Source organism: Pseudomonas artemisiae (assembly GCF_057128685.1).
On sequence record NZ_JBSKHS010000002.1, the window covers coordinates 1 to 13,915 of the forward strand.

Genomic DNA, 13,915 nt, shown 5'->3' on the forward strand with positions numbered 1-13,915 from the left:
CAGCACAACGGCTTCGTACCGCCGGCTGTAGCAGAAGAAAAACTTAATTCTGTGTCCGGGAATTGTTGACCACTACATAGACCATTCTGAAAAATTACATGATTTTGTTTTGCCGGGCGTGAGGCTGATAGGCATACCAGGTGAGACCCCAAGAAAATCCTATTTCAGGAGAGCATCAATACGAAGCGGAAGATTCCAGCCCATTTAATTTGCAGCAGATCATAGTCCAATAGAGCGCTTGTGTAGAAGGTTACGATTTTCGCACCGAGCCATTCAATGGGCGGCACCACGAATGCCCATCTCTAGGCTTTCCTCAAACCACCGCACCCGGCTTAGGCTGAATTTTCACAGGAGCAGCTCACCATCATACGGAGGGCCATACACGATGTACTCCAGCCGACTCTAGAAGTCGTTCTAGGGGATCCCGCAGAAAACGGAAAAAATCGTACGTTAAGCGTTGCGATAGTAAGGCAATCCCTTACGCCCTGGGCCGTGTCTAATTGGAGTACACCTTAATTAGGCGTCAGGCAGATCACTCCTTAGCATCACATTATGGTCGGTTTATGCATTTTCTGACGCTTTCGCGTCACCCTCTATAGGCCTAACCTGACAGGCCGAATGCTTAGCGTACGATTTTTTCCGTTTTCTCTATCGTCCCCTTACCAAACATGCGGCTACAGCAAATCTCCTACTTGGGTGGGTCGGGCTCGTCCAGCTCCATACACGACACACCGGCCAGCTCGCGGGCCGTGCGTTCAAGGACCACGCTGAATTTGGCTCTCAAGGTCACAGGGTTGGCTTTGGCGACATCCATGGCCGACTGGATGCCCATGCCCTGTAGGTGCGCGCCCTCTCTTTGTGCTGAGGCTGCGCCCCGAGCGTCAGCCTAGACGCCTTTGACATCTATACCACTAAGTGGTACATTTTTCCCACTAGGAGAGTCTATGCCAATCAGGGTGTTCAAAACGAAAATCTTTGTTGCCGCAGCAAAGAAGGCCCAAATCCCTGATGCCGATCTGTGCGAAGCGATGCAGGAAGTGATGAAGGGGCAGGCGGTCGATTTGGGTGGGGGCGTTTGGAAAAAACGTCTCAATGAAAACCTTCATCGATCGATCATTTTGGCAAAGGGTGGCGACTACTGGGTGTATCAGTTTCTCTTTGCTAAAAGTGACCTGGGTAATATCAGTAAAAAGGAGCTGGACGGGTTCAAGAAGCTTGCCAAGGCCTATGAAGGCTTGAGCAACGATCAAATCCAGCTTCTATTGAAGCGAAAAGACTTCGCGGAGATCTGTAATGGCTAAAAAATTCAAAAGCGACGCTTTCGAGTCAATTCACAGCTCAGCCAATGCACTGTTAGCCATTGGCGCCATCGACAAGGCGACCATGCGCCAATTCGATGAATCCTGCATTGCCGAGGTGGCAGACATCAGGCCCGAGCAAATCAAGGAAATCCGTAAACGCAGCCACGTCAGTCAGCCGATCTTTGCCCGGTACTTGAACACTAGCGCATCAACAGTCAAACAGTGGGAAGCCGGCGATAAGCGCCCTAGTGGGATGGCGCTCAAGCTGCTAAGTATCGTGGAAAAGCACGGTATTGAGATTCTGGCCTAGCCCCTTGCTGGTGGGCGTGCAAGCCTTGCCCCGGCAGGGCTTTCTGGTGAGCACGATTTAACATATCACCCGTTATCTAAAGCGGCCGCCCGCGCATACTGAAATCCTAACCCACGTGGCCAGTACTCAAAGGGAAACTTAAGACGTCGACCGTGCGAGGTGGCGGGGCACGGTCTAGGCACGGGATGGGCACAAAAAAAGGGCTTAGGTTTTCACCTAAGCCCTTATCTGTATGGCGCACTCGACGGGATTCGAACCCATGACCCCTGCCTTCGGAGGGCAGTACTCTATCCAGCTGAGCTACGAGTGCAGCGCGGGCGCCATGATACCCATGTCGGCGGTGGCCGTCTATCCTGATCGGCCGCGCATCGTTTGCGAGTGTGTACGGTCCTATGCACACAGAGGGCAATCTCAACCCCCATGCGCACCGCTGTTCTTTTTTTCGAACGGCTATTGTCCTTTTTGGCCCCAGATCCTAGGATGCGTTTGAGATTTCAAACGCCCAGCCCTTGGGCAGCCTTCAGTCAACCTTAGGCTTCGCTGCGGCGAGGTCAGCTTAGGGAGCCGATATGCAACTCAAAGACGTGCAACTGTTCCGCCAGCAGGCCTACATCGATGGTGCCTGGGCGAACGCTGACAGCGGTCAAACCATTAACGTGAATAACCCCGCCACGGGCGAAGTGCTGGGCAACGTGCCGAAGATGGGCAAGGCTGAAACCCGCCGTGCCATTGAAGCGGCGGACCGTGCCCTGCCGGCCTGGCGCGCGCTCACTGCTAAAGAGCGTGGGGCCAAGCTGCGCCGTTGGTATGAGCTGATGCTGGAAAACCAGGACGACCTAGGCCGCTTGATGACCCTGGAGCAAGGTAAGCCGCTGGCCGAGGCCAAGGGCGAGATCGCTTATGCAGCGTCCTTCCTGGAGTGGTTCGCTGAAGAGGCCAAGCGGGTGTACGGCGACGTGATCCCGGGCCATCAGCCAGACAAGCGTTTGATCGTGCTCAAGCAGCCGATCGGCGTCACCGCAGCCATCACGCCCTGGAACTTCCCGGCGGCGATGATCACCCGTAAAGCTGGGCCGGCCTTGGCCGCGGGCTGCACCATGGTGCTCAAGCCTGCGTCGCAAACCCCGTATTCGGCCTTGGCCTTGGCCGAGCTGGCTGAGCGCGCGGGCATCCCCAAGGGGGTGTTCAACGTGATCACCGGCAGCGCCGGCGAAGTGGGTAGCGAGCTGACCAGCAACCCGACCGTGCGCAAGCTGTCATTCACCGGCTCCACCGACATTGGCCGCCAGTTGATGGCCGAGTGCGCCAAGGACATCAAAAAGGTATCCCTGGAGTTGGGTGGCAACGCGCCCTTTATCGTGTTCGACGACGCAGACCTGGATAAGGCCGTCGAAGGCGCGATGATTTCCAAATACCGCAACAACGGCCAAACCTGCGTGTGCGCTAACCGCCTCTACGTTCAGGATGGCGTGTACGACGCCTTTGCCGAGAAGCTTAAGGCGGCCGTGGCCAAGCTGAAGATCGGTAATGGCCTGGAAGAGGGCACCACCACGGGCCCAATGATCGATGAGAAAGCCGTGGCCAAGGTTAAGGAGCACATTGCGGACGCGGTGAGTAAGGGCGCCAGCGTGTTGACCGGTGGTGAGCAGATGGAAGGCAACTTCTTCCAGCCTACCGTGCTGCTGAACGTGCCGGCTAACGCCGCCGTGGCCAAGGAAGAGACCTTCGGCCCACTGGCGCCGCTGTTCCGTTTCAAGGACGAAGCTGAAGTGATCGCAGCCGCTAACGATACCGAGTTCGGCCTGGCGTCGTACTTCTACGCTCAAGACCTTAGCCGTGTGTTCCGCGTAGCCGAAGCCCTGGAATACGGCATGGTGGGCATCAACACCGGGCTGATCTCCAACGAGGTCGCGCCTTTTGGTGGGGTCAAGGCGTCGGGCCTGGGGCGTGAAGGCTCCAAGTACGGCATCGAAGACTACCTGGAAATCAAATACCTCTGCCTGAGCATCTAAGCACCGGCAGCTACAACCTGGGTGCTGGTAGGGCTGGGCAGTCGATCATCGTATGCTGCCCAGCGGCTCCCACCCCTTTTTCCTGATTAGCGCCGACGATGAGCGGCGAATAAGGAGCCTCCATGAGCAAGACCAACGAATCCCTGATGCAGCGGCGCATGGCCGCTGTTCCCCGTGGTGTTGGGCAGATCCACCCGATCTTCGCCGACCACGCGAAAAACTCCACTGTCACCGACGTAGAAGGCCGCGAGTTCATTGACTTCGCTGGCGGTATAGCGGTGCTCAATACCGGCCACCTGCACCCGAAGATTGTTGCGGCGGTGGAAGCGCAGCTCCACAAACTGACCCACACCTGCTTCCAGGTGCTGGCGTATGAGCCCTACGTTGAGCTGTGCGAAAAAATCAACGCCAAGGTACCAGGCGACTTCGCCAAGAAAACCCTGCTGGTGACTACTGGCTCCGAAGCCGTTGAGAACGCCGTGAAGATCGCCCGCGCCGCTACTGGCCGCGCTGGCGTGATCGCCTTCACCGGCGGCTACCATGGCCGCACCATGATGACCCTGGGCCTGACCGGTAAGGTTGTGCCGTACTCCGCAGGCATGGGCCTGATGCCCGGCGGTATCTTCCGCGCGCAATTCCCGTGCGAGCTGCACGGCATAAGCACTGATGACGCCATTGCCAGCATCGAGCGGATTTTCAAGAACGATGCCGAGCCGCGTGACATTGCCGCGATCATTATCGAGCCGGTGCAGGGTGAGGGCGGCTTCTACGTTGCGCCTAAAGACTTTATGCAGCGGCTGCGTGCCCTGTGTGACCAGCACGGCATTTTGTTGATTGCCGATGAAGTGCAGACCGGCGCTGGCCGTACCGGCACCTTCTTCGCCATGGAGCAGATGGGCGTTACCCCAGACCTAACCACCTTTGCCAAATCCATCGCTGGCGGCTTCCCCCTGGCTGGTGTGTGCGGCAAGGCTGAGATCATGGACGCCATCGCGCCAGGCGGCCTGGGCGGCACCTACGCGGGTAGCCCGCTGGGCTGCGCGGCTGCCTTAGCGGTGATGGAGGTGTTCGACGAAGAAAAGCTGCTGCAGCGTTGCCAGGGCGTGGCTGAACGCTTGACCTCCCGCCTGCGGGATATTCAAGCCAAGTACCCGGTCATCGGTGACGTGCGCGGCTTGGGCGCGATGATCGCGGTGGAGCTGTTCGAAGATGGCGATAGCCATAAGCCGAATGCTGCTGCGGTGTCTCAGGTGGTGGCCAAGGCGCGTGAGAAGGGCTTGATCCTGCTGTCCTGTGGTACTTACGGCAATGTGCTGCGCATCCTGGTGCCGCTAACCGCGCCGGATGACGTGCTGGAGCAGGGCCTGAACATTCTGGAAGCGTGTTTCGCTGAGTTGTAAGCCCTGGTTCGCCAGCTTGGCTGGCTCCTACGTTGATGGTAGGTGTATGCACAATCGCTGTAGGAGCCAACGTAAGTTGGCGAAAGGGGACAGGAACCCTTATCGGCAGGCGCGGTAGGCCTGGTTCGCCAGCTTGGCTGGCTCCTACGTTGATGGTAGATGTATGCACAATCGCTGGAGGAGCCAACGAAAGTTGGCGAACCTACCTTAGGACATAATGATCTGGTTCTTGCCCTGGCGTTTGGCTTGGTACATGGCCGCATCGGCCCTGGAATACAGGTTGTCCAAGGCTTCGTCGTCTTCCTTGAGGTTGGTTAACCCCTGGCTAACGGTAATACCGTAGGTTTTGCCACCGCTGGTGAAACTCAGGCGCTGCACTTCCCGTTGCAGGCGCTCGGCGATCTGCCGGGCCATGTCAGGGGCGCACCCTGGGAATACCGCGGCGAACTCTTCCCCGCCGATACGCCCGAACAGGTCCCCACGCCGGAGCGCGGCCTTGCCGCTTTCAGCGATGCGCTGCAACACCAGGTCACCGTCCTGGTGGCCATAGGTGTCGTTGATCATCTTGAAGTCATCAATGTCCAGCAACAGGAAAGCCAGGGGGGTGTCGTTAAGCCTGGACTGCTCGAACTCCCGGTGGGCGCAATCGAAGAAGTGTCGACGGTTGCTGCTCTGGGTGAGTACGTCGGTGGTGGCCAGGCGTTGCAGCTCATCTTCCAAGTGTTTTTTCTCGGTGATGTCTTCGGCAATGCCTACCACGATCACGCGCTGCCCAGCCTCGGGCTGGTGGCTGATAAAACACTTGTCGCTCAACCAGCGGATCTGCCCATCGGCGCGGATGATGCGGTATTCCCGATCCTCGATAGAGCCCTTTTCCAGCACTTCGGCCCGGCTGCGCTCGGCGTAATCCAGGTCGTCCGGGTAAATGCTATCGCGCCATTCGTTGAAGTCGGCCAGCAACAGCCCCGCCGAGCGACCAAAGATGCGCTCATAGGCTGGGCTGACATAAATCATTTGCTGGGTTTCCCAATCGAATGCCCACAGCACGGCATTCACACTGACCAGCAAGGCACTAAAAAGCTCTTCTCGCTCTTTAAGGCGTGCTACTTCGCCTTGGGCATGCATAAGCGCGAGCAAGGTCTGCGCGAGTTCAGGGGCTTGTTCGAGGGAGGTAGGGGGCGTTTGAGTGTTGGCCATCATCACGGCTTCTTGTGGAACACGGCGAGGAATGGCTTACCGGAGGGTGGCCATGACATGGCCCGCTGCAACAGCGAGTATGTGCCTCAGACCACTGGGCGCCTTTGGAGTTCCCTCCGGCGCCGTGGCCGCGGCGGGCTAGTCAGGCAGTGACGGGGCGTAGCGAGTAGGTTTTAAGCCCACTGGCGAAGTCCCGCAAACCTTGAATGCCACTCGCTTCTGCCTCATGGATCCAGTCCTTTATGGCGGCGAGCATATCATGACCATTGGAGCTAGTGCGCGCCCAGATTTGCTGCAGGGCCAAGCGTTTTTCGTAAATCACTTTCAGGGCTTGGCTGGTTTCCAGCATGCTATCGATACGGGCCTGATGGCGTTCTTGCAGCAGGCTAGGCTCGCGTGACAGCAGCCCCTTGGCCCGCCGCAGCCGATACCGCAGGGAGTGGTCCACCCGGGCCAGCTCCAGTTTTACCGAGGGCGCGATCACTTGCTTGCGGTACTGGGCCATGATTTGAAAACGGTTATTGAGGATGGCCATGGCGGTGTCCATGTCCAGCGAGCCTTTGCCGGGTACGCGGTGGGCGATAGGCGCCACGCGGTTGACCTTGGCCAGCTTCAAGGTGCTGAACAGGCGTATCCACAGCCAGCCTATGTCGAACTCCCAGGGGTGAACGGACAGTTTGGCCGAGTTGGGGTAGGTGTGGTGATTGTTGTGCAGTTCTTCCCCACCGATCACGATGCCCCAAGGCACCAGGTTGGTAGCCGCGTCTCGGCACTCGAAGTTACGGTAACCCACCGCGTGCCCCAAGCCATTGACTACACCGGCGGCCCACACGGGTATCCACATCATCTGTACAGCCCAAACGGTGATCCCTAGCGCGCCGAACAGCAGCAGGTCGATCACGGCCATCAGCGCCACGCCGCCGAAGGTGAAGCGGCTGTACAGGTTGCGCTCGATCCAGTCGTCCGGGCAGTTCTTACCGTAGATACGCAGGGTTTCCGGGTTTTTCGCCTCGGCCTGATACAGCTCGGCACCAGTACGCAAAACCGTACCCAAGCCCTTGACCACTGGGCTGTGAGGGTCGTCGACGGTTTCGCATTTGGCATGGTGCTTACGGTGGATCGCGGTCCACTCGCGGGTGTTCTGGCCGGTGGTAAGCCACAGCCAGAAGCGGAAGAAGTGTTTGAGCCCGGCGTTGAGTTCCAGCGAGCGATGAGCGGAGTAACGGTGCAAGTACACCGTAACGCCGATGATGGTGATGTGGGTCATCACCAAGGTAACGCCTACCAATTGCCAAGGGGTAAGGTCAAGCAAACCGTTGTGCCACATAGGCGTGAAGCCTCAATCAATGGAGAGTGCCGCTCGAATTTATCGGTTACTTGAGCTGAGCAGTAGGCATTTGCGACCACGACCCGACTAAATGGTAAGCAGTTGTGTAGGCGCAATAGTGGCCAACCTTCGCTTATGCTTTTATGAGCTATAAAAATTCTTAAATATTATTTTTGCGAATAAAACCACCCTCGTATAGTGGCAACAGGCTTGGTATGAGGCCAGGCAGTCCATTTCACAGGAGCGAACCATGAACGCACCGCTGCGTAGCGTCGACGGGCAGGACGAAGCCGCGATCCTTCGGGAAATTCAAAGCGCGCTGCGCGACCTGCGTTTCGGCGCGGTGGAGATAACCGTTCACAACGCCCAGGTTGTACAGATCGAGCGTAAAGAGAAATTCCGTTTGCAGCAGCCGGGCGCCAAGCCTAACTGACTGAGCGTTCCCCAACCGGGCCACCGGGGGGGGCACAGGTACTGTTCGGGGGAGCGGTGCCTGCGCCTTGTAAACGCACACTAAACCAGATCAGCCGCCATCAGGAGCCCTACCATGCCCACCCGCCGTTATGCGTTGGCAGCCATCGCCGCCGTTGTCTTCGCAGGTTCTGCCGTCGCCAAGGATTACGAACTGCTCAATGTCTCGTACGACCCTACTCGGGAGCTGTATCAAGAGTACAACACAGAGTTCGCTGGCTTCTGGAAGCAAAGCCACCCAGGCGACACAGTGAAAGTACAGCAATCCCACGGCGGTTCAGGCAAGCAGGGCCGGTCAGTGATCGATGGGCTGCGCGCGGATGTGGTCACGCTGGCGCTGGCTGGGGACATTGACGAGATCGCCAACCTGGGCAAGTTGCTGCCCACCGACTGGCAACAGCGCCTGCCGGAGGCCAGCACCCCTTACACCTCTACCATTGTGTTCCTGGTGCGCAAGGGCAACCCTAAGGGCATCAAGGATTGGGGCGACCTGGTAAAAGACGGCGTGTCGGTCATTACCCCCAACCCCAAAACCTCCGGCGGCGCCCGCTGGAATTTCCTGGCGGCCTACGCCTACGGCTTGAAGGCCAACAATGGCGATGAAGCCAAAGCCAAGGCCTATGTGAGGGAGCTGTTCAAGCACGTGCCCGTACTGGATACCGGCGCCCGTGGCTCGACCATTACCTTTGTTAACAACGGCCAGGGTGACGTGCTGCTGGCTTGGGAAAACGAAGCCCACCTGGCGCTCAAAGAAGAGGGCGGCGCGGACAAGTTCGAAATCGTTACCCCTTCGTTGTCCATCCTCGCCGAACCACCGGTTGCCGTGGTGGACAAAAACGCCGAGAAAAAAGGCAACACCGAGGTGGCCACCGCGTACCTCAAGCACCTGTATAGCCCGGCAGGCCAAGAAATTGCCGCTAAAAACTTCTACCGCCCGCGTGATGCCGAGGTGGCGAAGAAATACCAGGGGACCTTCCCGCAGCTGAACCTGGTGACTATCGACAAAGATTTCGGCGGCTGGAAAACTGCCCAACCGAAGTTCTTCAATGATGGCGGGATCTTCGACCAGATCTACCAGGCCCAGTAACGCTTGGCTTGACCAGGCCCGGAGCATTTCGGGCCTTGCTCGTTTACACAAGGACCGCTATGTCGCGCCGTATTTCCCCCGTCATACCCGGCTTCGGGCTGACGCTAGGCTACACCTTGGTGTACCTCAGCCTGATCGTGCTGATACCTCTGGTCGCCATGTTCGTCAACGCCGCGCAGCTTAGTGCTGAGCAGCTCTGGGTGATCATCACCGCGCCCCGGGTGATCGCGGCGCTCAAGCTGAGCTTCGGCACCGCCCTCTACGCCGCGGTGCTCAATGGCGTGATCGGTACCCTGCTGGCCTGGGTGCTGGTGCGCTACAGCTTCCCCGGTCGGCGCATCATCGACGCCATGATCGACCTGCCGTTTGCCTTGCCCACGGCCGTTGCCGGCATCGCCCTGACTGCGCTTTACGCGCCAGCGGGCCTGGTCGGCCAGTTCGCCACCGAGCTGGGCTTCAAGATCGCCTATACCCCCTTGGGTATTACCCTGGCATTGACCTTCGTGACCCTGCCGTTCGTGGTGCGCACGGTGCAGCCGGTACTGGCGGACATTCCCCGTGAAGTAGAAGAAGCCGCCGCGTGCCTGGGCGCCCGCCCTTGGCAGGTGTTTCGGCATATTCTGGCGCCGGCGCTGCTGCCTGCCTGGCTCACCGGCTTTGCCCTGGCCTTCGCCCGAGGGGTAGGGGAATACGGCTCGGTAATTTTCATTGCCGGCAACATGCCGATGAAAACCGAAATCCTGCCGCTGCTGATCATGGTCAAGCTGGACCAGTACGACTATGCCGGGGCTACGGCCATTGGCGTGTTGATGCTGGTGGTGTCGTTCATCTTGTTGCTGCTGATCAACCTGCTTCAGCGCCGCATCGAAACCCCTTAAGGAGGCCGCATGTCCAGTTCGACCGTTTCGGCCGCGCAGGCGGCCAATGCCGCGCGCCGTGGCAGCTCAGGCGCCCGCTGGGTATTGATCACGCTGGCGTGGGTGATCTTTGCGCTGTTTTTGCTGTTGCCGTTATTTATCGTGGTGTCCCAAGCGTTCAAGGCCGGGGTGGGCACCTTCTTCACCGCCATCCTGGAGCCGGACGCCTTGAGCGCGCTCAAACTCACGGTGCTGGCGGTGGCCATTTCCGTGCCCTTGAACCTGGTGTTCGGTGTGAGCGCGGCCTGGTGCGCCAGCAAATATGAGTTCCGGGGCAAAAGCCTGCTGATTACCCTGATCGACTTGCCGTTCTCGGTATCCCCAGTGATCGCGGGCCTGGTGTATGTGCTGATGTTCGGCGCGCGGGGGGTGTTCGGCCCTTGGCTGTCCGACCACGACGTGCAGATCGTCTTTGCCCTGCCGGGCATCGTGCTGGCGACCATCTTCGTGACCGTTCCCTTCGTGGCCCGCGAGTTGATTCCGCTGATGCAGGAGCAGGGCACGCAGGAAGAAGAAGCCGCGCGCTTGCTGGGCGCCAATGGCTGGCAGATGTTCTGGCACGTGACCCTGCCCAACATCAAATGGGGCCTGACCTATGGCGTGGTGCTATGCACCGCCCGGGCCATGGGGGAATTCGGCGCCGTGTCAGTGGTGTCGGGGCATATTCGTGGCGTGACCAACACCCTGCCGCTGCACGTGGAAATTCTTTACAACGAATACAACCACGTGGCTGCCTTTAGCGTGGCAAGCCTGTTGCTAGCCCTTGCCTTGTTCATTCTGCTGCTCAAGCAGTGGAGCGAAAGCCGTCTTGACCGCTTGCGCCATAGCGCCGCGGAGGAATAATTCATGTCGATCGAAGTTCGCAATGTCAGCAAGCGTTTCAACCAATTCCAAGCGCTGAACAGCATCGACCTGGACATCCGCAGCGGCGAGCTGGTCGCCCTGCTGGGGCCTTCCGGGTGTGGCAAAACCACGCTGCTGCGCATCATTGCCGGGCTGGAAACCCCCGACCAGGGCAACATTGTGTTCCATGGCGAGGACGTCTCCGGGCACGATGTGCGGGACCGCAACGTAGGCTTTGTTTTCCAGCACTACGCGCTGTTCCGGCATATGAGCGTGTTCGATAACGTGGCCTTCGGCTTGCGGATGAAGCCCCGTAGCCAACGCCCCAACGAAACCACCATCGCCACCAAAGTCCATGAGTTGTTGAACATGGTGCAGTTGGACTGGCTAGCGGATCGCTACCCGGAGCAACTCTCCGGCGGCCAGCGCCAGCGCATCGCCTTGGCGCGGGCCCTGGCGGTGGAGCCTAAGGTGCTGCTGCTGGACGAACCCTTCGGCGCCCTCGATGCCAAGGTACGTAAAGAGCTGCGGCGCTGGCTGGCGCGCTTGCATGAGGACATCAACCTGACCTCGGTATTCGTGACCCATGACCAGGAAGAAGCCATGGAAGTGGCGGACCGCATCGTGGTGATGAACAAAGGCGTGATCGAACAGATCGGCTCGCCAGGGGAGGTGTACGAGCACCCCGCCAGCGACTTTGTGTACCACTTTCTGGGGGACTCCAACCGCTTGCACCTAGGGGGCGACCAACCGCTGCAATTCCGCCCTCACGAAGTGTCCCTCTCCCGGGCCGAAGTGGAGGCGCATCATGCGGCGCAGGTGCGGGACATTCGCCCGTTGGGTGCTACCACGCGCATTACCCTTAAGGTAGAGGGCCAGGATGAGCTGATCGAGGCCGAAGTGGTAAAGGACCATGACAGCCTTACCGGGTTGAGCAAGGGCGATACCTTGTTCTTCAGGCCTAAAGGGTTCTAGGCCGGGCCATGCCCCGCTAGCGTTTCGCAGGCGGGGCGCACCTTGCGGCATAGCTCCAGAAGTTATTAATCAATAGCCTCTTATTCCTTAACCTCGCTATGACCGGCCTTTATACTTTGCCCATGCACGTACACTGGGCAGGAGAAGCCGCCATGCGCACAGATTCCATTCGCTACTTGATTGTCCCTGGCTGGCAGGGCTCACCTTCTGAACATTGGCAGCAACACTGGCATGCCAACCTGCCCAACAGCCATTGGCTGGAGCAGGCAGATTGGATGAACCCGACCCGCGAAGCCTGGGTAGCCGCGCTGGACCATGCCATTGCCAGCTCAAGCGCGCCTACGGTGGTCATCGCCCATAGCCTTGGCTGCATCACAGTCGCCCATTGGGCCGCACAAGCCCCCGCGCAATTGCTGCGCCGTATTCAAGGCGCCTTGCTGGTGGCCCCCGCCGATGTCGAACGCCCCAATCGGCCAGCCGCGCTTGCCAACTTCGCGCCAGTGCCCCGTGCGCCCTTGCTCTTTCCCAGCCAAGTGGTGGCGTCCGATAACGACCCTGCTGTAACCGTGCCTCGCGCCTTGGAAATGGCCCGGAACTGGGGCGCCGAGGCGGGGATTCTTGCCGGCGCGGGCCATATCAACGTGAAGTCCGGGCATCACCAGTGGGAGCAGGGCTTTGCCTACCTGTATCGCCTGCAAAGCCTTGCCCAGCGAGGCGTGCTTCGCCGCGCCTGATGGCCTGTTGTGTTAAGAGCCCAGCGAATTTAGCCATGAGCAGTCATTTCCCTTCAGCCCAAGCCTTTCTGACCTTCCCCGACGGGGACCGCAGCCCCTTGAGCATCCGCGCCAAGGCGCTTGTATTCGCTGACCCGCGCTCCCAAGCGTTGCGCGGGCGCATGGACGCATTGGCGTCCACTACATTGCCGGTGCTGATCCAGGGAGAAAACGGCACGGGTAAAGACATTCTTCCATTGCACCTCAATCAGGCCGGGGTAGCTGACCCTATCGCGGCCTTGGAGCGGCAACTGGCGTTGTGCCTAGGCGCGAGCAATGCTGAAACACAGCGAGCAGCGGTAGCGCTTATAGCCCGTTACACACCTTTGCTCGAAAAAAATTATAAGCAGCTGTAAAAAAGATATTTCATTGGCATAAGGGAATTGAGTATTGTCCCCGGCATGCCAACCTGCTGGCACATTGAACATTAAGGACCACTCATGAAAAAAGCGTTTCTGTTCACGGCGTTCGCCGCCGCGCTCTCTGTTGCCGGTTTCGCTCAGGCTGCTGAAAAACTGGTAGTAGCCGCTACCCCGATTCCTCACGCGGAGATTCTTGAGCTGGTCAAGCCGATTTTGGCCAAAGAAGGCGTGGAGCTTGAAGTAAAAGTCTTCACCGACTACGTTCAGCCCAACGTGCAGGTGGACCAAAAGCGCCTGGACGCTAACTACTTCCAAACCCTGCCTTACCTGAAGAGTTTCAACGAAGGCAAAGGCACCCACCTGGAAACCGTAATCGGCGTTCATGTGGAGCCCTTCGGCGGCTACTCCAAGAAAATCAAGAACCTGTCCGAGCTCAAGGATGGCGCCACCGTGGCAATCCCGAACGAGGGCAGCAACAGTGGCCGCGCGCTGATCCTGTTGCAGAAGAACGGCATACTGACTCTGAAAGACCCAAGCAATGCCTTGGCCACGCCTAAAGATATCGCCAGCAACCCTAAGAACCTCAAGTTCAAAGAGCTGGAATCGGCCATGCTGCCCCGCGTGCTGGACCAGGTAGACCTTGACATGATCAACACCAACTACGCCCTGGAAGCAGGCTTGAACCCTGCCAAAGATGCACTGGTGATCGAAGACAAAGACTCCCCATACGTGAACTACTTGGTTGCGCGCCCAGACAACAAGAACAGCGATGCCATCCAGAAGCTCGCCAAGGCCCTGACCTCCCCGGAAGTGAAGGCCTTTATCGAGAAGAAGTATAACGGCGCGGTATTGCCAGCCTTCTAAGCGCCTACAGCGATCGTGCCTCCGCCGATGTCAGCGTAGGAGCCAGCAAGGCTGGCGAACCAGGCCTACAGCTCTT

14 protein-coding genes, 1 tRNA gene and 1 pseudogene are annotated in these 13,915 nt (G+C 58.8%); 12 read left to right on the forward strand and 4 right to left on the reverse strand.

The features are described from left to right. Positions 1 to 691 precede the first annotated feature (691 nt). Positions 692 to 844, reverse strand: a pseudogene (locus ACWKV4_RS02695) (DNA polymerase V subunit UmuC); the annotation flags it as partial. Positions 845 to 944: 100 nt separating this feature from the next. On the opposite strand from ACWKV4_RS02695, the gene ACWKV4_RS02700 reads away from it, so the two are divergent. Both ACWKV4_RS02700 and ACWKV4_RS02705 read left to right on the forward strand, forming a co-directional pair. Next, positions 945 to 1,301 carry a type II toxin-antitoxin system RelE/ParE family toxin gene (locus ACWKV4_RS02700; protein WP_483833879.1) on the forward strand — a complete coding sequence of 119 codons (357 nt, stop codon included), beginning with the start codon at positions 945 to 947 and terminating at the stop codon, positions 1,299 to 1,301. Continuing rightward, the gene (locus ACWKV4_RS02705) at positions 1,294 to 1,611 is read left to right on the forward strand and encodes a helix-turn-helix domain-containing protein (protein WP_483833878.1); all 318 of its coding nucleotides are present in this window, start codon (positions 1,294 to 1,296) and stop codon (positions 1,609 to 1,611) included. The genes ACWKV4_RS02700 and ACWKV4_RS02705 overlap by 8 nt, the downstream gene beginning before the upstream one ends. 233 nt (positions 1,612 to 1,844) lie before the next feature. Here ACWKV4_RS02705 and ACWKV4_RS02710 read toward each other — a convergent pair. Then, positions 1,845 to 1,921, reverse strand: a tRNA-Arg gene (locus tag ACWKV4_RS02710). Positions 1,922 to 2,180: 259 nt separating this feature from the next. Here ACWKV4_RS02710 and gabD point away from each other — a divergent pair. Both gabD and gabT read left to right on the forward strand, forming a co-directional pair. Beyond that, positions 2,181 to 3,623: an NADP-dependent succinate-semialdehyde dehydrogenase gene (gene gabD / locus ACWKV4_RS02715; RefSeq protein ID WP_483833877.1), complete on the forward strand. Its 1,443-nt coding sequence runs from the start codon at positions 2,181 to 2,183 to the stop codon at positions 3,621 to 3,623. A 122-nt stretch (positions 3,624 to 3,745) separates the two neighbouring features. Further along, the gene (gene gabT / locus ACWKV4_RS02720) at positions 3,746 to 5,023 is read left to right on the forward strand and encodes a 4-aminobutyrate--2-oxoglutarate transaminase (protein WP_483833876.1); all 1,278 of its coding nucleotides are present in this window, start codon (positions 3,746 to 3,748) and stop codon (positions 5,021 to 5,023) included. A gap of 207 nt (positions 5,024 to 5,230) precedes the next feature. Here the strand turns inward: gabT and ACWKV4_RS02725 are convergent, their stop codons facing one another. Both ACWKV4_RS02725 and desA read right to left on the reverse strand, forming a co-directional pair. Further along, complete coding sequence (locus ACWKV4_RS02725; protein WP_483833881.1) at positions 5,231 to 6,220, reverse strand: GGDEF domain-containing protein; 990 nt, start codon at positions 6,218 to 6,220, stop codon at positions 5,231 to 5,233. Positions 6,221 to 6,362: 142 nt separating this feature from the next. Then, on the reverse strand, positions 6,363 to 7,547 hold the full coding sequence (gene desA, locus ACWKV4_RS02730) for a delta-9 fatty acid desaturase DesA (protein ID WP_483833875.1): 1,185 nt from the start codon (positions 7,545 to 7,547) through the stop codon (positions 6,363 to 6,365). 250 nt (positions 7,548 to 7,797) lie between these two features. On the opposite strand from desA, the gene oscA reads away from it, so the two are divergent. From oscA to ACWKV4_RS02770, 8 genes are all read left to right on the forward strand, one after another. Continuing rightward, positions 7,798 to 7,980 carry a sulfur starvation response protein OscA gene (gene oscA / locus ACWKV4_RS02735; protein WP_483833874.1) on the forward strand — a complete coding sequence of 61 codons (183 nt, stop codon included), beginning with the start codon at positions 7,798 to 7,800 and terminating at the stop codon, positions 7,978 to 7,980. A gap of 114 nt (positions 7,981 to 8,094) precedes the next feature. Then, positions 8,095 to 9,105: a sulfate ABC transporter substrate-binding protein gene (locus ACWKV4_RS02740; RefSeq protein ID WP_483833873.1), complete on the forward strand. Its 1,011-nt coding sequence runs from the start codon at positions 8,095 to 8,097 to the stop codon at positions 9,103 to 9,105. A gap of 59 nt (positions 9,106 to 9,164) precedes the next feature. Then, complete coding sequence (cysT, locus tag ACWKV4_RS02745) at positions 9,165 to 9,983, forward strand: sulfate ABC transporter permease subunit CysT (protein ID WP_483833872.1); 819 nt, start codon at positions 9,165 to 9,167, stop codon at positions 9,981 to 9,983. Between the two features lie 9 nt (positions 9,984 to 9,992). Next, positions 9,993 to 10,865 (forward strand): sulfate ABC transporter permease subunit CysW, encoded by an 873-nt coding sequence (gene cysW, locus ACWKV4_RS02750; protein ID WP_483833871.1) that lies wholly within the window; start codon positions 9,993 to 9,995, stop codon positions 10,863 to 10,865. Between the two features lie 3 nt (positions 10,866 to 10,868). Further along, entirely contained in the window at positions 10,869 to 11,840 is a 972-nt protein-coding gene (locus ACWKV4_RS02755) for a sulfate/molybdate ABC transporter ATP-binding protein (protein WP_483833870.1), read from the forward strand. Between the two features lie 152 nt (positions 11,841 to 11,992). Then, positions 11,993 to 12,574 carry an RBBP9/YdeN family alpha/beta hydrolase gene (locus tag ACWKV4_RS02760; protein WP_483833869.1) on the forward strand — a complete coding sequence of 194 codons (582 nt, stop codon included), beginning with the start codon at positions 11,993 to 11,995 and terminating at the stop codon, positions 12,572 to 12,574. A 35-nt stretch (positions 12,575 to 12,609) separates the two neighbouring features. Next, entirely contained in the window at positions 12,610 to 12,969 is a 360-nt protein-coding gene (locus ACWKV4_RS02765) for a sigma 54-interacting transcriptional regulator (protein ID WP_483833868.1), read from the forward strand. Positions 12,970 to 13,053: 84 nt separating this feature from the next. Beyond that, a complete protein-coding gene (locus ACWKV4_RS02770) occupies positions 13,054 to 13,839 on the forward strand; it encodes a MetQ/NlpA family ABC transporter substrate-binding protein (protein ID WP_483833867.1) in 786 nt (261 codons plus the stop codon). The last annotated feature ends 76 nt before the right edge of the window (positions 13,840 to 13,915 follow it).

Coding starts and splice junctions, on each gene's coding strand:
- oscA (WP_483833874.1), top strand. CDS start 7,798: ATGAACGCACCGCTGCGTAGCGTCGACGGGCAGGACGAAGCCGCGATC.
- gabD (WP_483833877.1), top strand. CDS start 2,181: ATGCAACTCAAAGACGTGCAACTGTTCCGCCAGCAGGCCTACATCGAT.
- cysT (WP_483833872.1), top strand. CDS start 9,165: ATGTCGCGCCGTATTTCCCCCGTCATACCCGGCTTCGGGCTGACGCTA.
- gabT (WP_483833876.1), top strand. CDS start 3,746: ATGAGCAAGACCAACGAATCCCTGATGCAGCGGCGCATGGCCGCTGTT.
- ACWKV4_RS02740 (WP_483833873.1), top strand. CDS start 8,095: ATGCCCACCCGCCGTTATGCGTTGGCAGCCATCGCCGCCGTTGTCTTC.
- ACWKV4_RS02760 (WP_483833869.1), top strand. CDS start 11,993: ATGCGCACAGATTCCATTCGCTACTTGATTGTCCCTGGCTGGCAGGGC.
- desA (WP_483833875.1), bottom strand. CDS start 7,547: ATGTGGCACAACGGTTTGCTTGACCTTACCCCTTGGCAATTGGTAGGC.
- ACWKV4_RS02700 (WP_483833879.1), top strand. CDS start 945: ATGCCAATCAGGGTGTTCAAAACGAAAATCTTTGTTGCCGCAGCAAAG.
- cysW (WP_483833871.1), top strand. CDS start 9,993: ATGTCCAGTTCGACCGTTTCGGCCGCGCAGGCGGCCAATGCCGCGCGC.
- ACWKV4_RS02770 (WP_483833867.1), top strand. CDS start 13,054: ATGAAAAAAGCGTTTCTGTTCACGGCGTTCGCCGCCGCGCTCTCTGTT.
- ACWKV4_RS02705 (WP_483833878.1), top strand. CDS start 1,294: ATGGCTAAAAAATTCAAAAGCGACGCTTTCGAGTCAATTCACAGCTCA.
- ACWKV4_RS02725 (WP_483833881.1), bottom strand. CDS start 6,220: ATGGCCAACACTCAAACGCCCCCTACCTCCCTCGAACAAGCCCCTGAA.
- ACWKV4_RS02765 (WP_483833868.1), top strand. CDS start 12,610: ATGAGCAGTCATTTCCCTTCAGCCCAAGCCTTTCTGACCTTCCCCGAC.
- ACWKV4_RS02755 (WP_483833870.1), top strand. CDS start 10,869: ATGTCGATCGAAGTTCGCAATGTCAGCAAGCGTTTCAACCAATTCCAA.